The following is a 20926-nucleotide window of genomic DNA, read 5'->3' on the forward strand; positions in this document are numbered from 1 at the left end:
AGGGATAAATTGAACATGAACATTATTCCTGTGGTAACACAAAAACATCTTAAAGATTTTATTCTTCTGCCTAACCGATTATATAAGGATGATAAAGGTTACATACCACCCTTAATGATGGAAAGGTTAGAAGTTCTGAATCCTAAAAAAAATCCCTATTTTGATCATGCTGAACATCAATATTTTCTTGCCGTTGACGGTAATAAAATTGTGGGTCGGATCAGCGCACAAATTGATCGGTTAAATAAACCATATGAAGGAAAAAAAGTAGGTCATTTTGGTTTTCTGGATGCTGAGGATAATGGGGATGTTTTTTCAGCGCTTATAAAAACAGCAGAAGAATGGTTAAAAAAAAGAGATATCAAATATATAACCGGTCCCTTTAATCATTCAATTAATGAAGAAGCAGGATTATTAATTGATGGTTATGATACACCATCCGTGATGATGTATCCTTATAACCGTGCCTATACTGAAAAATATTTATTAAACTACGGTTTTACGAAAGCCAAAGATTTATATAGCTATACCTATAATGTTAGTCATACAAAACCCATTGATGCGGGGAATTTTCTTCACAGATTGGATCAAAATAATCGTGTCAAGTTACGTCCCTATAACCCCCAGAACCATGGCCAAGAATTAAAAACTATTGTATCAATTTTTAATGATGCATGGTCAGATAATTGGGGATTTGTACCTTTTACCGAAAAAGAAATTGATCATATAGCAAAATCAATGAAACCCTTAATTGTCAAAGATCTTATCTGGATTGCTGAATTTGATCAAAGGCCTATATCCATGATTGTGGCTTTACCCAACATTAATGAAGCAATTTATGATTTAAACGGGTCCCTTTTTCCGTTGGGTTTATTGAAACTTTTATGGCGGTTAAAAATCAAAGGATTAAAAACTGCACGTGTTCTGTTATTTGGGTTGAAAAAAGAATATCAAAAAACACCTATGGCTTCTATTCTTGTCATGATGCTTTTGGAAGAATTGCGCAAAAATGGTAAAAAACATGGGTTTGAAAGTGCCGAGTTAGGTTGGATTTTAGAAGACAATACCCCAACCCGTCGGTTAATTGAACATGTGGGTGGAAAAGTATCTAAAATTTTTCGGATTTACGGTAAAGATTTAGGATGACAAAACCCACCACATATACGGCCCTCGTCCTTGCAGGAAGTCGCGAGAAAGATGATCCCATTGCCACGTCATATGCAGGTGGAATTAAATTAAAAACCTTTGTACCAGTGGGTGGTGTCCCCATGTTGGTACGGGTTTTAAAAAATGTTTTGGCATCACCCTATATTGGACGTGTTATTGTGTGTCTACCCAACCCCAGTTCACTCGATACGATTGCCGAACTTTCCCATTATATTGCGGAAAAAAAACTTCTTTCTATACCAACGGAGGCAACACCAGTTTTAAGTGTTTTATCGGCAATAGAAATGATTAAAGATCCATTACCCTTACTTGTCACAACAGGGGACCACCCATTATTAACACCCCCTATGATTAATTATTTTATTGAACATTTACCAGAACAGGCCGATTTTGTTGTTGCACTGGCCGCTGCATCATTAATCACCCAACATTATCCCAAAGCGATACGAACTTTTTATAAATTTATGGATGATGGATATTCAGGATGTAATCTTTTTGCGCTTTTGCATCCCAATGCCGCCAATGTTGGACAATATTGGTTAAAAATGGAAAAGCATCGTAAAAAACCCTGGCAACTTATAAAACAAATTGGCCCCATGGTTTTATTAAAATTTTTACGTGGTAAAATTGATTTGCCAACTGCGTTATCAATTATTTCTAAAAAAACCAATGCTGATATTCGACATGTTTTAATGCCTTTTGCCGAAGCTGCCATTGATATCGATAAACCTGAGGATTTAATATTAGTTGAACAAATCTTGGCCAATCAACAGCAAGTTTTAAATTAATTTTAAAATAAATAAAATATTATATTTTTTAATTATTTAGAATTAAATAAGTATTGAATATTAAATCATGACCAAGTTGCAACCAAGGTTTGTGCTTTGACCAAATCTTCAGGAAAATCAACCTCCCCCCAACTAAGCCCTTTGATTGAGGCTATACCCACATGGCTTTTTTCCGCAAGGAGGCCAATGACTTTCAAATACCACCATTTTAATCCTTCGGTTGTACGCATGGCCTGATCGACAGCGTCAGCAAATAATTTTGGCCCATCACCTTTGAAAAATAACATACCAATAGATTCGCCATTCACAATATTAAGGGGTAAAGTTTTTCCAATTTCCATTAATTTTGTGCCTTCTATTCTGACTTTCATATCATCTGAATCATAGGTGGATTTATGATCAACCGTAACAGTAATAGGATATTGAGATGATGTCGCATTTTCCAATACCTTTTTTGGTATATCATGGATAAATAATGTATCGCCATTCACGATAAAAAAGTCTTGATCCATTTCGCTTCTCGCCAACCAACAACTACCAAGATTGTCAGCAACATTATAAAATGGATTAAAAATTGTTTTAATTTTAATTCCCAATTTTTTTTGTAAATCTTGAAGCTTTTCTTCAAGATCCTTGGCATGAAATCCAACCACAACTGCAAATTCTTTAATACCAGCTTTGATCAAGTGGTGAATTTGCCATTCAATCAGGGTTTTATCCCCAATGGGCAACAGACATTTGGGGCGTTTTTCTGTCAAAGGTAATAATCGTGACCCTTGGCCAGCACTTAAAATTAACGCTTTCATAGAAAAAATACTCCAAAAAATAAAGCTATAACTGATATTTTGTGATGAATAGAATTTTTAATTATGTGTTTAACATTACAAATAAAAAAAGATTTTGTCATATATTTTGTTTAATTTTTATGAAGATATCAGTTTAACTTTATACAACTTTATTTTATTCCATCATAATATAATCCAAATATTAAAAGGTCACAAAAATAATGTAACCTTTTATTATATCAATCTAGATTTTATTAAAATTAAATAGTGGATCCAACCAAAAACCCGCTTTGGTCTTTAGAATCTGCTATAGTTGATAATGAATTATCTGGCTGGCCATCGTTAGTTTCAAAAGCATTTATTGATTGGGTAAGTGATGAAGGATCAGTTTGTGTGGAAAAACTTCCATATTTGGATAAAAAATCAGCCACTGTCATTTTAGCAGCAGATGTATTTACATATTCAAAATTCAAATAACGATTTGTATCACCTGTGGTTTTATTAATAGAAACAAATTCATTAAAACTGACCGATTTAAATTGATAATCAGATAATATTAAATAATAAACACTAAGCATATCGGTACCGTCTCCCCCATCCACAAAACTTTGCGACCTACCCATCAATGATGCAATAATATTATCATCACCCGTACCACCATAAACTGTATCATTCCCGTTACCGAAGGTTATATCATCATTGCCATTACCCCCATTAAGAATATCATCGCCATCCCTTCCACCCCATTTATCTAGAGTATCATCTCCATCACCCCCATTTAAAATATCATCACCAGCAAGACCATCAAGTATATCGTTCCCATTATACCCATTAAGTTTGTTATTGCCATAATTACCAGTTAAATTATCATTTCCCAACGAACCATCGACATTTTCAATATCATTCAAAATATCACCTTCAGCATCCCCACCACGCCCTTTTCCGCTTAAAAGATCAACATTAACCCCGATAGAATTTTTATAACTCGCCGTATCAGTTCCACCATAACCCCACAGACTATCGGGCCCAAATCCACCTTCTAGAATATCATCCCCCATAAGCCCAACAAGTGTATCTTGACCCACACCACCATAAAGTGTATCGGACAAAGAACCTCCCACCAGAAAATCATCCCCGCCATACCCAAAAATTTGATTTTCATCGTCATATTTGCCCACAAGCGTATCATCATCCCACGTACCATCAAAACGGCTTAACAACGTTGATGTATCATAATTTATAGGGCGAGAATTTTCTGATAAGTATAATTCGGAATTTAATAAATTTCTTTTATTAGCATTAGAATAAAGTAAATATTTTTTCATATCACACTCCATTAATATAAATATATTTTATATTAAGTAGCTTTGCATACAATGCAAGATTATTATCAACCTATTTAAGAAATTTTAAGTTCAGAATTATGAACTTGATTTTTGTCTACAGAACGTTTGATCGCCTGAATTTCTATTTGCTTTAATTTATCGATATTGGGATTACGTTTTGTGGTGCCATATTTTTCGGGGTTTAATTTACAAGCAATCCATTTCATTGTGCTGATCAGCATGCGGGTATAGGTAAATCTCTGGCTGATGCTTAATGATTTCTCGTGATCAGCTAAAAAACTTTGGGTACGTTTAACAATTTGTACAACTTTATCCACCATCATATCGGATTGAATACGTCTGGCCTTCATATAAAGAGTATAGAATTCAGGCTCTTCCAAAAGCCAAATCATAATTTGATCAGCAGGTGGCAAGGTTGGATCATCCTCACACAATTTTTCCAATTCATAACCCTGGGCAATTTGAATACATATTTTTTTAGCTAAAGCTGGATCATAGGTAAATGGTTGAGATAGTTCTGATTGAGACAGTGGTTCAGACATGAGGAATCCTCCTTATAATAGGTAATAACAAAAAACACATAATCATCCGATACATGACTATGTGTTCTTAATAATTATGGGTGTTAAACGATGGTTCTATATTACAGTCAAAACATGGGCTTTTCCTTTATGTTGTACCAAATAAAAAAGCCCTTTTGAAATCAAAAGGGCTTTGGATACACGTATTTAAGTATGACAATATTTAACAGATTTCTATTACCTTGTCAAGAAAAATCGTACATTTTTATTCTAAAGCTTTATGGTTTCTATTATATGAAGTATTTTATCTATAATTTACGATAAACAAAAGCCATCAGAAATTCTGATGGCTTTTATCAGTAATTAAATTAATCCATTAAACTGTATGTTTGGGATCCACCAATGCCGCAAGATAGGGTTGACCAGATTGATCATTGGTAACTAACCCTTCAACCGTACCAGATCCATTGCTACCGAACCCTGCCATCGATTGAGAGAGAAAAGAGTTGTTTGTAGAAGCAAGCGGCATAGTACTAAAAAGATCATCTATTGATACTTTACCTTCAACATCTGTTTCAACATATTCAATATTAGAATAATAATCCTTAAATCCTGTAATCTTACTCAGAGCATAAAATTCTGTTGATGATGTCCTCATGAAATCATAATCAAGCAAACTGTCATATCCCAAATGAACTGTATCTATATCTTTTCCTCCATCTATATAGTCTTCAGAATTATCAGCATGTACGATAAATAAATCATCTCCTTCTTCGCCTAACGCATAGTCTATCCCTGTTTTTAAAATAATAATATCCTCACCCATACCACCTTTGACTATATCATCCCCATCACCCCCATCAATAATATCATCCCCATAGCTTCCTATGATTATATCATTATCATTTCCACCAAAAAGTTTATTGCTACCCCCACGGCCAGCATATATTTTATCATTTCCATTTCCACCATCCATTGTATCATCACCATCATATTCCCCATTTAATACATCATCACCATCATCGCCAGAAAGAATATCTCTACCTAATCCCGCTAGTATATTATCATTTCCATTTCCGCCATTAAGTAAATCATTGTCACTTGCACCATCTATCAAATCATTTCCATTCCCCCCAAAAATTTGATCATTACCATCATCACCTACTAATATATCCTTTAAATCACCACCCACTAAAATATCATCACCATCTACACCCGAAAATCTATAGCTATCTACACCATTAGCATCACCCACAAGAATATCATCGCCAGCAGTACCCACTACATCAATAATTAATGGCATTATATTATTTTGACTAAATTCTTTTTTTTCATCATTACCTGAAAAATAAAATTGTTTTGAATTTGATAATTGTTTTTTTAAAATTTCTTTTGCATTTTGTTTCATAATATGGACCTTTTAATCAAGTTATTTAATTATAATATGTGTTATATATAGATCCGTAAATTTCTTATGTATAGGAATATATGGTTAATTAAATTAATTTATATTTTTTTAAAATTAAAAATAAATTTATTTTTTATTAAAATAAAAACCTGCTAGACCAAATGCATCTTAGATTTGTTATAAAAAAATTTAACTATCATCTTGATCTTTTTATTCAAAATCCACAGTAAAAATAAAAATTACCTATTCAATTTTGAATATTTTATTGTCTAATTTTTTTACAATCTTGTCTAAAAGGCTCTTGTTATTTTTTAATTAAATAATACCCTTTATCTGTATTTGGGGAGTAGCCTCCCTTTGGGATTCAATCAACATGCTTGTGCCACCCAGTACATGGTTGGATCAGCGCTTCGGCGTTTGGCAAGACCAATACGTATTATCAGGATATTTTCCGGCAAATCCTGTGTAATATGTATTGTGTTTAGGGCCGGTTGGAGCAAATCATGAGCTTTATTTCAAACACTATTGTTGCTTTTAGTATGTCAGCGGATGCTTTCGCAATTTCCGTTAACAAAGATATTACCCTTCATAGACCTAAAATTAAACATGCCTTCAAAATAGGATTAATATTTGGGGGAATTGAAACATTGACACCCATTATCGGATGGGGATTAGGTATGATGGCAAACAAATCAATAGCCTTTATTGATCATTGGCTTGCTTTTACCATTCTATCTTTAATTGGTGGTAAAATGATTTATGAAACCTTTCATGATGAACTTATTACATCTAAAAGATCACATAAATTTTGGCTTTTAATTTTAACAGCGCTTGGTACCAGTATCGATGCACTGGCTATAGGTGCAACTCTTACTTTATTAAATGTTAATATATGGATGATGGCTGGTATGATTGGAATAGCAACTTTTATTATGGTCACAATTGGCATCATGACAGGTCATTATCTCGGCACCAAAACCGGAAAGGCCACAGAATTTTTAGGTGAGGTATGTTTAATTGCCATAGGTGCAAAAATACTTATTGAGCATCTTACCCTATAGTAAGATAAATACCTGTATTTACCTTATTGTTATGTTATTGTTGGTTTAATTTTTTTAGAAAAAACAAAATCGACAAAATTAAAATCACCCATTTTAACGGGTATTTCATCAATTTTAATGAAATGTTGCCGAAGGTAAAATTGTTGAGCGTGCAAATTATCCCGATTTACTAATAATCGTATTTCTTGGCTTTTTGGAAATGCCTTAATAATTACATTGATTAATTGTTTTCCTATCCCTTGTCCTTGCAATGTGGGTAAAATATATAATTTTTTTAACCAAACTATAGACTCTTCTTGATAGGCTGACACATATCCCACTTTTTGGGTATCCAATATAGCTATAAAGAAAATGTGACCAGACCGCATTTCCTTTTTAAGATTTTCCAAACTATAAATACGATCCAACATATTATTAATCTGTTCTTGCGTTAATATGTGCGCATAACTAACTGGCCATATAAGACGTGCTAGATCAATAATATCATTAAGTTCATCAGCTTTTATTGATTTGATATGTATCATATAAAATGTTTATAACATATATACATAAATAATTAAGAATAATGATCTAGTAATCAGAGTTTAAATACCTAAATGTAATGAATGACTAATTTAAATACTCTTGCTGTCTATATAGATAAATATTTACAATACCAAATATTCGCCATAAAAAATTATCCAACAGAAGGAATTATCACGATACGAAGTGATGATTTTACAAATTCACTTTCTTTAATACATTCTTTTAGTTGCGAAATAAATCAAAAAATAACAGGTGGGCTAAGGAAGGTTTTTGTATTTGATCATCAAGATTATTATGTAAGCATAATGAGAAAAAGAATTTCTATCTACCGGTTTAGACCAGATAGACAAAATTTATCCTATATAGATATAAAACAATTCAATCATTTTTATACAGGTAAATATGTAGCGTCAGAACGGCAAATTAAAAAATTGGTCAACGCAAAACTTGAAAAAGACATGACCATTCACTATGAAAATGTAAAAAATCCAATACATGCAATTTATGCTTTAGGACTTTTATATTTCGCTGAAAACGATCTTGATCAATATGATAAACTTTGGGGTTCTTATTAGTTTTATTGTACTAATGAGATATTTTATTACATATTCATGCATACTGCGGCTATATGGATGGCTCAGAACGGCATACCTATTTATGATATCTCGGGGATGTTAGGCCAGAGAGTTACAGCAACAACTGAACGTTACGCTAAACATCAACCAGACTATCTTCGTAGAGCTGCGTGGAGTACTTTAAGAAATTCTGCGCCAGATATGCGCCAGAATAGAAATACAGAGAGAAGGTCTTCATATAAAAATACCAGCTAAATCAAGGATTTAAATGGTGGGCGATGACGGACTCGAACCGCCGACCCTCTCGGTGTAAACGAGACGCTCTACCAACTGAGCTAACCGCCCTATTTATAAAAAAACAGATCGGCCAAAAGAATATATTGGTACTTTCAGCCGATCTATTCTTTAAAAGATATTAACGCTTTTTATTAACAGCTTCTTTTAAACTTTTTCCTGCGCGGAATTTAGGCTGTTTAGAAGCTGGTATTTTAATAGTTTCACCTGTACGAGGATTACGTCCTTCTGTAGCTTTGCGTTTTGCAACGGCAAAGGTACCAAAGCCTACGAGACGTACTTCATCACCCTTAACTAAGGCATGTTCAATTGCTTCAAAAACTGCATCAACAGCTTCTGTAGCTTTAGTTTTAGACAATTCTGTTTTGTCTGCAACAACATTAACGAGATCGTTTTTATTCACCGTATTTTACCCCTTATAGGATCAAACGAAATAATAAATATTAAAGTTTATGTCCCCCTGAATCTCTGGAAAACAAGGGATTTTAGACAGGGTTTATCGACTTCGTCAATCTATAAAACTACTCAAAGCAAAGATTTTTTAAAAAAAAGGTGATAAAAAGCACTATTTAATGAGTTATCATAGAATCATGGTCGTTTTTAGCAATATTTGATGCAATTTTCTTTGCTTCTTCTTGCTCTTCATTCCATTCTATTTTTGTTAAAGGTTTAACCAACGCATGATATAAAACCTCATCAACAGACTTGACTGGAATGATTTTCAATCCAGTTTTTACATTATCTGGTATTTCTGCCAAATCTTTTTCATTATCAATAGGTATTAAGGCCGTTTTTATACCTGCACGTAAAGCTGCGAGCAGCTTTTCCTTTAATCCACCAATTGGTAAAACTCTTCCCCTTAAAGTAACTTCTCCTGTCATGGCAACATCACGGCGTACAGCTATACTAGTTAAAACTGATACAATTGATGTAACCATCGCCACACCAGCAGATGGGCCATCTTTGGGTGTTGCACCTTCGGGTACATGCACATGGATATCTTTTTTATCAAAAATTGTAGGTTTAATACCGAAATCAGCCGCGCGTGATTTCACATAGCTTTCTGCAGCTTGAACCGATTCTTTCATAACATCACCCAATTTACCCGTGGCTGTCACTTTACCCTTACCTGGTAGCGTAACTGCTTCTATGGTAAGAATCTCTCCCCCAACCTCGGTCCATGCTAAACCTGTTGTAACACCAACCAAATCAGATAATTCTGTTTCTCCAAAACGAAACTTACGAATACCCGCATATTTTTCTAAATTATCAACAGTGATAGTAACTTTTTTAGAATTGTTCATCAAAATTTCTTTAATTGATTTACGGGATAAATTTGCAATTTCACGTTCAAGATTACGCACACCTGCTTCACGCGTATAATAACGAATCAAATCACGCAAAGCGCCATCCGTAATTGACCATTCATTACTTTTTAATCCATGGTCTTTTAATTGTTTATCTAACAAATGTCTTTTCGCAATTTCAACTTTTTCATCTTCGGTATAGCCAGATAAACGTATAATTTCCATACGATCCAACAAGGGCTGGGGCATACGTAAACTATTGGCCGTTGTCACAAACATAATATCAGACAAGTCATAATCAACTTCAAGATAGTGATCATTAAAGGTTGAATTTTGTTCCGGATCCAAAACTTCTAATAAAGCAGAAGATGGATCACCCCGCCAATCCGCACCCAATTTATCAATTTCATCTAATAAAAATAAAGGATTAGATGATTTCGCCTTTTTCATGGCTTGAATAATTTTGCCTGGCATAGATCCAATATATGTCCGTCTATGACCACGAATTTCTGCTTCATCCCGTACCCCGCCAAGTGACATACGCACAAAATTACGGCCTGTCGCCTTGGCAATAGATTTCCCCAAAGATGTTTTTCCAACACCAGGGGGTCCAACCAAACAAAGAATAGGACCTTTGACTTTTTTCATACGTTGTTGAACAGCCAGATATTCTAAAATACGTTCTTTAACCTTTTCCAACCCGTAATGATCCGTATTTAGAACCTTTTCGGCAAGTTTAATATCGCGTTTAACTTTTGTTGTATTGTGCCAAGGTATATTCAAAAGCCAATCTAAATAATTACGTACAACTGTTGCTTCCGCTGACATTGGGCTCATCGAACGCAATTTTTTTAATTCAGCCATGGCTTTTTCATTGGCTTCTTTACTAAGCTTGGTATTTTTTATTTTTTCTTCTAATTCACCAAGTTCATCTTTACCTTCTTCCCCTTCTCCAAGCTCTTTCTGAATCGCCTTCATTTGCTCATTCAAATAATATTCACGTTGGGTTTTTTCCATCTGTCTTTTAACACGGCTGCGAATTCTTCTTTCAACTTGAAGAACACCAATTTCGCTTTCCATTAAATTATTAACGCGCTCTAGTCGATCATTGATATTAATAATTTCTAATAATTCTTGTTTATCTGAAATTTTTAAACCTAAATGGGACGCAATAGTATCTGCAAGCTTACTTGCTTCTTCAATTTGATTAATTGAAACTAAAACTTCAGGGGGTACCTTTTTATTTAGTTTCATATATTGTTCGAATTGGGAAACCACAGATCTTAATAAGGCTTCAACTTCAAGGGGGTCACCCGAAGTTTCTTGCAAAACATCTGCATAGGCTTGAAAAAAAGATTCATTATCAGCAAAATGGCTTATTTTTGCCCGTTGCTTTCCCTCAACTAATACTTTAACTGTGCCATCTGGTAATCTTAAAAGTTGTAAAACCGTACCAATCGTACCAATACGATAAAGATCGTCCTTGCCCGGATCTTCTTGTGATGCAGATTTTTGGGTAACAAGTAATATTTGTTTATCTTCTCTCATCATATCTTCAAGAGCACGGACAGATTTCTCTCTCCCCACAAATAAAGGAACAATCATATGAGGAAACATTACAATGTCACGTAAAGGAAGAACTGGAAAGAGATGTTCTGTTGTTAAAGATTGGGGTTCCATATAACCTCTAGCTTTGTTTATTTAAAAAGGACCAAATAGTATTTAGTATCTCGCCCTACGATATAAAAGATGTACCTTAAAAAAAAATTACAAGGGTTAGTTTAAAGAAATTAGAATTATACCATTTAAGAAATTTTCGATATATAATCCTTTTATCTTATGAATGGGTACCACTGTTTGTCGTGATATCCTCTCTCTTATCGGTGTAAATATAAATAGGTTTCGATCTATTTTCGATAACTTCTTTACTGATGACAATCTTTTCAACGCTATTCAAACCTGGCAATTCAAACATAGGTTCAAGCAAAATCGATTCCATAATTGAACGCAATCCACGTGCCCCCGTTTTTCGAATAATTGCTTTACCTGCAACTGCTTTTAGTGCATCTTCGGTAAATTCAAGCCGAACATTATCCATTTCAAAAAGCTTTTGATATTGTTTTAAAAGCGCATTTTTTGGTTTAGATAATATATCCATCAATGCGCTTTCCGCTAAATCATCCAAAGTTGCAATAACAGGTAAACGTCCTATAAATTCAGGAATTAGTCCAAAACGAAGAAGATCTTCTGGTTCAACCTCACGTAATATATCACCGGTTTGGCGTTCATCTGGCCCTTTAACATCAGCACCAAACCCAATGGCAGAACCTTTGCCACGTGACGAAATAATTTTCTCTAATCCAGAAAATGCACCCCCACAAATAAAAAGTATATTTGTCGTATCAACTTGTAAAAATTCTTGTTGGGGATGCTTACGGCCACCTTGGGGTGGAACAGAGGCAATTGTCCCTTCCATAATCTTTAAAAGGGCTTGTTGAACACCCTCCCCAGATACATCACGTGTAATTGATGGATTATCTGATTTACGGCTAATTTTATCAACTTCATCAATATAAACAATACCTCGTTGGGCTCTTTCCACATTATAATCTGCTGCTTGCAAAAGCTTAAGAATAATATTTTCAACATCTTCACCAACATAACCAGCTTCCGTTAATGTTGTTGCATCAGCCATTGTAAAGGGAACATCGATAATACGTGCCAAAGTTTGTGCCAACAATGTCTTACCACATCCTGTAGGCCCAATAAGTAAAATATTTGATTTAGCGAGTTCAATGTCACCACTTTTTGTCGCGTTAGCTAATCTTTTATAATGGTTATGAACCGCAACCGCTAACACGCGTTTCGCGTAAGTTTGACCAATAACATAATCATCTAAAACCGTTCTGATATCGCGAGGTGTAGGAATCCCATCACGAGATTTTACAAGAGATGTTCTATGTTCTTCACGGATAATATCCGTACAAAGTTCGACACATTCATCACAAATAAAAACAGTAGGGCCAGCAATTAATTTGCGCACTTCATGCTGGCTTTTGCCGCAAAAAGAGCAATAAAGAGTATTTTTATTTTCGCCACCACTATTTGTTGTCTTGGTCATTAATCAAATCCGTTACAATTAAATAATCTTTGGTAATCTCAGGCTAAGCCTATCATCCATATATCTTATTGGCAATCAATTATCTTACATAGAACTTTTTGATAATTATTCAACTCTTTATCAATAGAACTATTATATTATGAAATTTAATATGATATAGTTAATTTTTAGTTACTTTCAAATATTTTATTGTTTTGTGCCAGGTTCAAGCATAGGTCTCTTTTCAAAAACATTATCAATAAGACCAAAATTTTTTGCTTCCTCTGGAATCATAAAACGGTCTCTTTCCATTGTTTGTTCAATAATCGCCAAAGGTTGTTCTGTATGTTTTACATAAAGTTGATTTAAACGTGCGCGTGTTAATAAAATATCCTTGGCATGTATTTCTATATCTGTTGCTTGACCTTGGAATCCACCAGAAGGTTGATGAATCATAATTTTTGCATTGGGTGTTGAAAAACGCTTACCTTTTGTACCAGCTGTTAACAAAAGCGACCCCATAGACGCCGCCAACCCCATACACACAGTTGAAACTTCGGGTCTTATATATTGGATGGTATCATAAATAGCTAAACCAGATGTTACTAAACCACCGGGCGAATTAATATAAATTGAAATATCTTTTGTAGGATTTTCTGATTCAAGAAATAAAAGCTGGGCACATGCTAAACTTGCCATCGAATCATTTACTGGACCAACTAAAAAAATTATCCTTTCTTTTAATAATCTTGAATAAATATCATAAGCCCGTTCCCCCCGATTAGTTTGTTCAATCACCATCGGGACAAGAAAATTCATATACATCTCATTTGGGTCTTGCACGACCTTGCTCCTTTATTTAAATAAAAACCAATTATTATTTATAATTATTTATCCAGATATTCCTTTTGTTTCTGTCTTAGACTTTACTTCATTATAAGGTACTTTATGAGAAGTAACTGTAACCATATCTAAAATAAAGTCGACTATTTTATCTTCATAAAGTGGTGCTCTTAGCTGTGCTAACGCTTCTTGATTATTGCGATAATAATCAAACACTTGACGCTCTTGACCTGGAAACCTCCTAGCTTGTCCCATAACAGCTTGGTTTAATTCATCATTTGATATCTGAATATTATGTATACGCCCAACTTCAGATAATAACAGACCTAATTTCACCCGTCTTTCAGCAATTTTACGATATTCTTTCCGTAATTCATCATCAGTTTTATTTTGATCTTCTGGATCCAATTGACCAGATTTTCGATTTTGCTCTAATCCTTGCCAAATTTGATTAAATTCTTGATCTACGACTGACTTTGGTAAGTCAAAATCATGTAAAGCATATAATTGATCAAAAAGTTTGCGCTTTAACTCATCTTTACTTTGTAAAGCTATCTCTTCTTCTAATTGTTTTTTAATTGCATCTTTTAAAAGTGAAATATTTTGATATCCCATTTTTTTAGCAAATTCATCATCAAAGGCAGGTTTTTCACCCTTCACCTCAATTTCTTTAAGATTAATTTCAAAAACAGCTTTTTGCCCTGCTAAATTTGCACTGCCATAATTTTCTGGAAAGGTCACTTCAATATTTTTTTGAGAAGGAACCATAACCCCTGTAAGCTGATCTTCAAATCCAGGGATAAAAGTATTAGAACCTAATTCAAGACGATAATTGTCAGCTTTACCGCCAGGAAATTCTTTCCCATCCTTCTTTCCTACAAAATCAATGATTAGACCATCACCTTTTTGTGTCATACGGGATTGCTCAAGTTTAACCCATGGTCGTTGACGATCTGCAAGTATGGATAAAGTTTCATCAATCTTTTCTTCAGGAATGTCTGATGTAATTTTCTCAAAACTCAATTTTTTAAAATCGGTTATGTGAATATCTGGTAACAATTCAACATCTACATTAAATTCAAGATCTTTAGCTTCGCCAGATTTAAGAATTTCTACCTTGGGTTGAATAGCAATTTTCAAACCACGCTCTTGTAAAAGTTGATGGGCGGTTTCTGATGCAGCTTTTTGAATAATTTCTGCTTGAACAGAATCTCCATAACGTTTTTTTACGAGGTCCATAGGAATTTTTCCCGGCCTAAAGCCAGGTAATTTCATTCTGGCTGCCAATTCGTTTAATCTTTTATCAGCTCTTTTTGTCATGTCTGACGCTGGAACTGTTACATTAAATTGACGTTTTAGGCCTTCATTTAACGTTTCTTTAACCTGCATAACCTTTATTCCTTATAAACACCTAGTATTTTATTCAAAGATTTGATCAATTTTTTAAATTGCTAAATCTACTCCATATATGGTGCGGGCGAAGGGATTTGAACCCCCACAACTTTCGTTACCAGATCCTAAGTCTGGCGCGTCTACCAATTCCGCCACGCCCGCTTAATTTTTAATAATATCTCGAGGGCGTTTTATAGCAGATTTTTTATTATAAAAACAACCTCTGCATTTAGCCAAGAGAATATTTTGATATTAAACGAGCTAAAATCTTTGGCAATATATGATTCACATCTTCAGCAATAAAACCTATACCTTGTTCCTGGGCTATTTTACCTTGAAGCCAAACCGCGGCGGCGGCTGATTCAAAAGGGGGCATACCTTGGGCCATTAATCCTGCAATAAGCCCTGCTAAAACATCCCCAGATCCAGCTGTTGCTAACCAAGATGGGGCATTAATATTGATACGAACATAACCTTCGGGATGAGCAATAACTGTATCATGGCCTTTGAAGACAACAATAGTTTGACTTATTTTTGCGGCAGCTTGGGCACGCTCTATTTTATTACCCTGAAGGGTTGGAAATAATCTTATAAATTCACCTTCATGAGGTGTGATAACAGTTGGGGATGAAATATTTTTCCATAAAAGATCAGGGGTATCTGAAAAAACATTTAAAGCATCTGCATCTAAAATATTATATTTTTTATATTGTAATAAATATAAAACTTGGTCTTTAGTCGTATCAGACCAGCCAGCACCAGGCCCAATTAAACATACATTTAAAGATTTTTTTTCCAATAATTCTTTTAAACTATCTTGATCTTTTTTATCTATGACCAATAATCCAGGATTTTGTATCCAGAAAAGTTGCTTTAATTCACTTCTACAAAGAACTGTAACCAACCCAGCGCCAACCCTTCTTGTTGCAACAGATGATAAGACAGCAGCACCTGGTTTTGTATCCCCTGCCACAATCAAAACGTGACCACGATTATATTTATGATCTGTGGGCAAAGGTAGTGGAAAATATTTTATCCATGATTTAGCATAATTAATTTTAGTTAAAGTAAGAAAAGGAAGATAAAAAATTGTTGGTATGCCAAGGTTGACAATTTTAATTTTTCCGCAAAACATTTTCCCTGGCATCAAACAGTGGGCAGGTTTATAACATGTTAATGCTATTGTTTGGGTAGCAGTAATTGTAGCGCCCATAACATTGCCCGTATCCGTTTGTAATCCAGTTGGCAGATCAATAGAAATAACAGGACATTTTTTTTCCTTAAGAATTTCAAATATTTGCCCCAAAGATTTTTCGATAGGACGATTAAGACCAATCCCAAATAATGCGTCAACCACCAGCCAAGATGGATCACAAACAGTACATAATTCTTCAGATAACTCAATCAATGGACCATTATATATCTGTGCTGCCCAAAAAGTATGTGGTTTTAATTTTTGTTTTTTTCCATATAAGGCTACTTTAACGGGCCAACCTGCTTGTTTAAGATAATAAGCCGCAATTAATCCATCAGCCCCATTATGGCCTGGACCGCACATAATTAAAATAGGTCTTATGAAATAATCTTGCTGAATAATACGTGCGACAGAAGCACCTGCAGCCTCTATTAAAAATCTTGGCCCAATACCCTTACTATTGGCATGAGCTTCCATCTCTTTGGTTTGGGTTTCTGTTAAAACAATATCAAGCATATGAAATAATTGGTATAGTATAATTATTATTAAAAATTATTAACATATTTTTTACAAACTTCTTATAGACTTATAACTATAACATTATGAAAAAAATATTTTTATTAATTTTTATTTGTATGTTTCTTTTTATTGTATCGGCCAGCGCCGAGGAGCAAGATTTTTCTTTTTTGCTTGAAACAAAATTATCTACACTTACACCAGGAAATACCAAGCTTTCAGAACAAAACCTTGATAGATTAAAGCAATTCTATCGCTCAAGAAATTATCAACCTGTTTGGATTAAAAATGAAGAAAAAATTAATTCAAAAGCAAAAGAAATGCTTAATTTTTTTGAACAAGCTTCTAATGAAGGATTAGTCCCTGAGGATTATTGGATCCAATCTATAAAAGAAAAAATTGATAACGATACCCCAGATGATCTAGTAAATGCCGAATGGATGCTAAGCCGCGGAAGTTATTATTACATTAATGATTTATATGCTGGTAGAATTGATCCCATCCATGCCCATAAACAATATTTGCTTATTAAAGAATCTTTATCCTTAGAAGAAATATTAAATAATTTGGCTGATGATTCAGATCCTGAAGATGTTATTGAAAAATATCATAATGCTAATTCAAATTATGAACAATTAAAGAAATTTTTGTCTTTTTATCGTGATATAAAACAAAAAGGGGAATGGATTAGTATTCCTATCGAAAATAAAAAAATAAATGTGGGTGATCATCATCCTATCCTACCTCTTATTCGCCAACGCTTAACTCAAGAACAATTTCCTATCTCTGATATAGATTCAGATCTTTATGATTCAGAACTTGAATCTATTGTTAAATCATTTCAAAAAAATCATGGACTAACAGATGATGGGGTTATTGGAAAAAATACGATCTTAGAAATGAATATTCCTGTTCAACAAAAAATTCAGCAAATTCTTATTTCAATTGAAAGAGAAAGATGGCTTCCTTCAAATTTAGGGGTGAGATATATTGCCGTTAATATTGCAGATTATACGTTAAAATTTATTGATAACGATCAAGTTATTTTAAATAGCAAAGTAATTGTTGGCACAAATTATAATCGCACACCAACTTTTTCAAAAAATATGAAGTATCTTGTTGTTAATCCTTATTGGGATGTACCACGAAGCATTTTAGTTAAAGAAATTTTACCTCAATTTTCTAATAATCCTGATTATTTAAGTGAAAATAATTTTGAAATTGTGGATGGGGCAGAAACCATTGAACCCTATGATATGGATTGGTCAAATATAACTGAAGAAGATTTCCCCTATAATATTAGACAACGCCCAGGTCAAAGTAATGCGCTTGGACAAATCAAGTTTATCTTTCCTAACGAATTTAATATTTATCTTCATGATACACCTGCCAAACAGCTTTTCCAAAAAACTGTTCGTAATTTTAGCCATGGCTGTATTCGGGTAGAAAAACCCTTGGAGCTTGCTGAAGCTGTTCTTAATGATCCTGATTGGTCGCAAGAAAAAATCAACCAAATTATAGCAACGGGTAAAGAAACACTTATTAATCTTAAAGAAGAATTACCTGTTTATATTATGTATATTACAGCATGGGTTGATAATACAAAAATAATGCAATTCCGACCCGATATATATAATCGTGATACAGAGCTCAATCAAATATGGGAACAAATAACCCAAGAAAGAGCCATACCCAAAAATCTATCTTAATTAGTTAAAATTTATATAAATCAATTAATTATGAAGAATCTGACTTAAAAAAAGCTTCGTTCTTTCGGATTTTGGGTTTTTAAAGAAGTTAATAGGATCATTTTCTTCTATAATTTCACCTTTATCCATAAAGACAACCCGATTTGCGACAGTACGGGCAAAACCCATTTCGTGGGTAACACAAATCATTGTCATACCAGAATTGGCCAATTCAACCATAACCTCTAAAACTTCTTTAATCATTTCGGGATCAAGCGCTGATGTTGGCTCATCAAAAAGCATAATTTTTGGATTCATACATAAAGAACGGGCAATCGCAACACGTTGTTGTTGCCCACCTGAAAGTTGACCAGGATATTTATTGGCTTGTTCAGGAATTTTTACCCGTTCTAAATATTGCATTGCAAGATTAATAGCTTTTTCCTTGGGCATTTTACGTACCCAAATAGGGGCTAGAGTTAAATTTTCTAATACAGTTAAATGAGGAAAAAGATTAAATTGTTGAAACACCATTCCAACTTCGCGGCGAATAGCTTCGATATTTTTCATATCTCTCGTTAATTCAATTCCATCAACAATAATTTGTCCTTTTTGATGCTCTTCCAAAGCATTAATACAGCGGATCATTGTTGATTTACCTGATCCCGAGGGACCACATATGACAATACGTTCCCCTTTATGAATAGCCAAATTAATATCACGTAAAACATGAAAATAACCAAACCATTTATTAACATCCGTCAAACGTACCATTGGTTCCGATGTTGTTTGGGAGGAAGATGATGTAGTGTGTTCTAAAACCATAAAAAACCTTTAATCAGAATTATTTTTATAAGAGCTTGCATTAAGTTTTTTTTCCAGATATTGGCTGTATCTTGACATACTAAAACATATTATCCAAAAAACAAAAGCTGTGAAAACATATCCTTCGATTGCAAGACCCGCCCAATTCGCATCCCTTGTTGCAGCCTGAATAACACCTAAAAGATCAAAAATACCAATTTGTGTGACCAAAGTTGTATCTTTAAATAAACTAATAAATGTATTGACAATACCAGGTATGACCAAACGCAAAGCTTGGGGTAAAATAATTAAACATACTGTTTGCCAATAATTTAACCCAAGGCTTTTTGCTGCTTCAAATTGACCTCGAGGAATGGCTTGTAGACCACCACGAATAACTTCGGCCATATAGGCAGCACTAAATAAAGCAATACCAATAATAGCCCGAAGCAATTTATCAAAAGTAACCCCTTCAGGTAAAAATAAAGGTAGCATAACAGATGACATAAATAATACTGTGATTAAAGGTACAGCACGAACAAATTCAATGTAAAATGTACACACCATACTAATAACTGGTAAATTTGATCTTCTTCCTAACGCTAAAAATATACCCAGAGGTAAAGACGCAACAATTCCAATTGTTCCAACAATTACATTAAGCATCAATCCACCCCAAAATCTTGTTTCGACAATAGGTAGATATGGCCATCCATATAAAAGCCAAAAAGAAATAAAAGGAAATAAAACTAACAAAAATAATCCCGTGTAGGTTTTACCTGGAATTTTCTTTATAATAAATGCTGCAATACCCAAAGCCATAAGAATAAAAACAAGATTAACACGCCAACGTTCACTTTCAGGATAAAAGCCATAAATAAATTGTCCAAACCTAGCTCTAATCATCGTCCAACATGCCCCATCTGCCTGACAATCTGCACGTGATGTTCCCTCATGCCAGTTTGCGTCTAAAAACAACCAATTGAAAAGTGGGGGTATAATTAAATAAAGTAAATAAAGGGCTAGAAAAGTAAGAATAGTATTAAAAAATGAAGAGAAAAGATTGGTCCGAAGCCAAACCCATAATTTTATAAAAATATTAGAATGTTCAGAAACAGGAGGCATAAGTTCTTGCATATTAGCGCTCCATAAATCGAACTTTGCGATTATAATAATTCATAATAGAAGAAATAAGTAAACTGATGATCAAGTAAAATAACATAGTGAGTGATATAATTTCAACAGCGCGTCCTGTTTGATTTAAAGCTGTTCCAGCAAAAACACTGACTAAATCTGGAAAACCAATTGCGACCGCAAGAGACGAATTTTTAGTCAGATTTAAATATTGATTTGTAAGGGGTGGTATAATAACTCGCAACGCTTGTGGAATAATAACTAGATTAATAACTTTACTTCGAGATAAACCTAATGCTAATCCAGCCTCTGTTTGACCATGGCCAATTGCCAAAATACCAGAGCGAACAATTTCTGCAATAAAGGCCGATGTATAAATTGATAAAGCAATTAATAAGGCCATAAATTCTGGTGATAAACTTACCCCACCTCTAAAATTAAAGCCTTCTATACTTGGAATTTCCCAAATAATTGAAA

20 protein-coding genes and 2 tRNA genes are annotated in these 20926 nt (G+C 34.0%); 6 read left to right on the forward strand and 16 right to left on the reverse strand.

Annotated elements, in window-relative coordinates; translation table 11 throughout:
• The first annotated feature begins 15 nt into the window (after window positions 1–15).
• Both K1X44_04010 and K1X44_04015 read left to right on the forward strand, forming a co-directional pair.
• Entirely contained in the window at window positions 16–1146 is a 1131-nt protein-coding gene (locus K1X44_04010; protein ID MBX7146459.1) for a GNAT family N-acetyltransferase, read from the forward strand.
• Window positions 1143–1955 (forward strand): nucleotidyltransferase family protein, encoded by an 813-nt coding sequence (locus tag K1X44_04015; protein ID MBX7146460.1) that lies wholly within the window; start codon window positions 1143–1145, stop codon window positions 1953–1955. The genes K1X44_04010 and K1X44_04015 overlap by 4 nt, the downstream gene beginning before the upstream one ends.
• A gap of 65 nt (window positions 1956–2020) precedes the next feature.
• Here K1X44_04015 and K1X44_04020 read toward each other — a convergent pair whose 3' ends face one another.
• The 4 genes from K1X44_04020 to K1X44_04035 form a co-directional block, all read right to left on the reverse strand.
• A complete protein-coding gene (locus tag K1X44_04020; protein ID MBX7146461.1) occupies window positions 2021–2770 on the reverse strand; it encodes a phosphocholine cytidylyltransferase family protein in 750 nt (249 codons plus the stop codon).
• Window positions 2771–3000: 230 nt separating this feature from the next.
• Window positions 3001–4065, reverse strand: coding sequence for a hypothetical protein (locus K1X44_04025; GenBank protein ID MBX7146462.1), 1065 nt, complete (start codon window positions 4063–4065; stop codon window positions 3001–3003).
• 74 nt (window positions 4066–4139) lie between these two features.
• Window positions 4140–4628, reverse strand: a complete 489-nt coding sequence (locus K1X44_04030; protein ID MBX7146463.1) for a hypothetical protein — start codon at window positions 4626–4628, stop codon at window positions 4140–4142.
• A 355-nt stretch (window positions 4629–4983) separates the two neighbouring features.
• Window positions 4984–6015: a hypothetical protein gene (locus K1X44_04035; protein ID MBX7146464.1), complete on the reverse strand. Its 1032-nt coding sequence runs from the start codon at window positions 6013–6015 to the stop codon at window positions 4984–4986.
• Between the two features lie 503 nt (window positions 6016–6518).
• Between K1X44_04035 and K1X44_04040 the strand changes: the two genes are divergently transcribed.
• Window positions 6519–7076: a manganese efflux pump MntP family protein gene (locus K1X44_04040; GenBank protein ID MBX7146465.1), complete on the forward strand. Its 558-nt coding sequence runs from the start codon at window positions 6519–6521 to the stop codon at window positions 7074–7076.
• A 29-nt stretch (window positions 7077–7105) separates the two neighbouring features.
• On the opposite strand, the gene K1X44_04045 is transcribed toward K1X44_04040, so the two are convergent.
• Window positions 7106–7600, reverse strand: coding sequence for a GNAT family N-acetyltransferase (locus tag K1X44_04045; GenBank protein ID MBX7146466.1), 495 nt, complete (start codon window positions 7598–7600; stop codon window positions 7106–7108).
• Window positions 7601–7681: 81 nt separating this feature from the next.
• Between K1X44_04045 and K1X44_04050 the strand changes: the two genes are divergently transcribed.
• Together K1X44_04050 and K1X44_04055 are read left to right on the forward strand one after the other, a co-directional pair.
• A complete protein-coding gene (locus K1X44_04050; protein ID MBX7146467.1) occupies window positions 7682–8176 on the forward strand; it encodes a hypothetical protein in 495 nt (164 codons plus the stop codon).
• Window positions 8177–8233: 57 nt separating this feature from the next.
• A complete protein-coding gene (locus K1X44_04055) occupies window positions 8234–8431 on the forward strand; it encodes a hypothetical protein (protein MBX7146468.1) in 198 nt (65 codons plus the stop codon).
• Window positions 8432–8445: 14 nt separating this feature from the next.
• Here K1X44_04055 and K1X44_04060 read toward each other — a convergent pair.
• The 8 genes from K1X44_04060 to K1X44_04095 form a co-directional block, all read right to left on the reverse strand.
• Window positions 8446–8521, reverse strand: a tRNA-Val gene (locus K1X44_04060).
• Window positions 8522–8591: 70 nt separating this feature from the next.
• Window positions 8592–8873 (reverse strand): HU family DNA-binding protein, encoded by a 282-nt coding sequence (locus K1X44_04065; GenBank protein ID MBX7146469.1) that lies wholly within the window; start codon window positions 8871–8873, stop codon window positions 8592–8594.
• A gap of 166 nt (window positions 8874–9039) precedes the next feature.
• On the reverse strand, window positions 9040–11457 hold the full coding sequence (lon, locus tag K1X44_04070) for an endopeptidase La (protein MBX7146470.1): 2418 nt from the start codon (window positions 11455–11457) through the stop codon (window positions 9040–9042).
• 157 nt (window positions 11458–11614) lie between these two features.
• Window positions 11615–12898, reverse strand: coding sequence for an ATP-dependent Clp protease ATP-binding subunit ClpX (gene clpX / locus K1X44_04075; protein MBX7146471.1), 1284 nt, complete (start codon window positions 12896–12898; stop codon window positions 11615–11617).
• A gap of 186 nt (window positions 12899–13084) precedes the next feature.
• On the reverse strand, window positions 13085–13702 hold the full coding sequence (locus K1X44_04080) for an ATP-dependent Clp protease proteolytic subunit (protein MBX7146472.1): 618 nt from the start codon (window positions 13700–13702) through the stop codon (window positions 13085–13087).
• Between the two features lie 66 nt (window positions 13703–13768).
• Window positions 13769–15109, reverse strand: coding sequence for a trigger factor (gene tig / locus K1X44_04085; GenBank protein ID MBX7146473.1), 1341 nt, complete (start codon window positions 15107–15109; stop codon window positions 13769–13771).
• An 80-nt stretch (window positions 15110–15189) separates the two neighbouring features.
• Window positions 15190–15274, reverse strand: a tRNA-Leu gene (locus tag K1X44_04090).
• A 67-nt stretch (window positions 15275–15341) separates the two neighbouring features.
• Window positions 15342–16823, reverse strand: coding sequence for an NAD(P)H-hydrate dehydratase (locus K1X44_04095; protein ID MBX7146474.1), 1482 nt, complete (start codon window positions 16821–16823; stop codon window positions 15342–15344).
• Window positions 16824–16909: 86 nt separating this feature from the next.
• Between K1X44_04095 and K1X44_04100 the strand changes: the two genes are divergently transcribed.
• Window positions 16910–18532 carry a L,D-transpeptidase family protein gene (locus tag K1X44_04100; protein MBX7146475.1) on the forward strand — a complete coding sequence of 541 codons (1623 nt, stop codon included), beginning with the start codon at window positions 16910–16912 and terminating at the stop codon, window positions 18530–18532.
• A gap of 24 nt (window positions 18533–18556) precedes the next feature.
• On the opposite strand, the gene K1X44_04105 is transcribed toward K1X44_04100, so the two are convergent.
• From K1X44_04105 to K1X44_04115, 3 genes are all read right to left on the reverse strand, one after another.
• On the reverse strand, window positions 18557–19285 hold the full coding sequence (locus K1X44_04105) for an amino acid ABC transporter ATP-binding protein (protein ID MBX7146476.1): 729 nt from the start codon (window positions 19283–19285) through the stop codon (window positions 18557–18559).
• Window positions 19286–19345: 60 nt separating this feature from the next.
• Entirely contained in the window at window positions 19346–20440 is a 1095-nt protein-coding gene (locus tag K1X44_04110; GenBank protein ID MBX7146477.1) for an amino acid ABC transporter permease, read from the reverse strand.
• Between the two features lie 13 nt (window positions 20441–20453).
• Window positions 20454–20926 (reverse strand): ABC transporter permease subunit (locus K1X44_04115; GenBank protein MBX7146478.1); only part of this gene is annotated, 473 nt, incomplete at its 5' end.

The sequence above is a fragment of the Alphaproteobacteria bacterium genome, from assembly GCA_019695395.1.
In the GTDB taxonomy this organism is placed as follows: domain Bacteria; phylum Pseudomonadota; class Alphaproteobacteria; order JAEUKQ01; family JAIBAD01; genus JAIBAD01.

Excerpts from the sequence above, each read along its gene's own strand:
- K1X44_04010 (MBX7146459.1), top strand. The coding sequence starts at position 16 with ATGAACATTATTCCTGTGGTAACACAAAAACATCTTAAAGATTTTATT.
- K1X44_04015 (MBX7146460.1), top strand. The coding sequence starts at position 1,143 with ATGACAAAACCCACCACATATACGGCCCTCGTCCTTGCAGGAAGTCGC.
- K1X44_04025 (MBX7146462.1), bottom strand. The coding sequence starts at position 4,065 with ATGAAAAAATATTTACTTTATTCTAATGCTAATAAAAGAAATTTATTA.
- K1X44_04030 (MBX7146463.1), bottom strand. The coding sequence starts at position 4,628 with ATGTCTGAACCACTGTCTCAATCAGAACTATCTCAACCATTTACCTAT.
- K1X44_04035 (MBX7146464.1), bottom strand. The coding sequence starts at position 6,015 with ATGAAACAAAATGCAAAAGAAATTTTAAAAAAACAATTATCAAATTCA.
- K1X44_04040 (MBX7146465.1), top strand. The coding sequence starts at position 6,519 with ATGAGCTTTATTTCAAACACTATTGTTGCTTTTAGTATGTCAGCGGAT.
- K1X44_04045 (MBX7146466.1), bottom strand. The coding sequence starts at position 7,600 with ATGATACATATCAAATCAATAAAAGCTGATGAACTTAATGATATTATT.
- K1X44_04050 (MBX7146467.1), top strand. The coding sequence starts at position 7,682 with ATGACTAATTTAAATACTCTTGCTGTCTATATAGATAAATATTTACAA.
- K1X44_04055 (MBX7146468.1), top strand. The coding sequence starts at position 8,234 with ATGGCTCAGAACGGCATACCTATTTATGATATCTCGGGGATGTTAGGC.
- lon (MBX7146470.1), bottom strand. The coding sequence starts at position 11,457 with ATGGAACCCCAATCTTTAACAACAGAACATCTCTTTCCAGTTCTTCCT.
- clpX (MBX7146471.1), bottom strand. The coding sequence starts at position 12,898 with ATGACCAAGACAACAAATAGTGGTGGCGAAAATAAAAATACTCTTTAT.
- K1X44_04080 (MBX7146472.1), bottom strand. The coding sequence starts at position 13,702 with ATGTATATGAATTTTCTTGTCCCGATGGTGATTGAACAAACTAATCGG.
- tig (MBX7146473.1), bottom strand. The coding sequence starts at position 15,109 with ATGCAGGTTAAAGAAACGTTAAATGAAGGCCTAAAACGTCAATTTAAT.
- K1X44_04095 (MBX7146474.1), bottom strand. The coding sequence starts at position 16,823 with ATGCTTGATATTGTTTTAACAGAAACCCAAACCAAAGAGATGGAAGCT.
- K1X44_04100 (MBX7146475.1), top strand. The coding sequence starts at position 16,910 with ATGAAAAAAATATTTTTATTAATTTTTATTTGTATGTTTCTTTTTATT.
- K1X44_04105 (MBX7146476.1), bottom strand. The coding sequence starts at position 19,285 with ATGGTACGTTTGACGGATGTTAATAAATGGTTTGGTTATTTTCATGTT.
- K1X44_04110 (MBX7146477.1), bottom strand. The coding sequence starts at position 20,440 with ATGCCTCCTGTTTCTGAACATTCTAATATTTTTATAAAATTATGGGTT.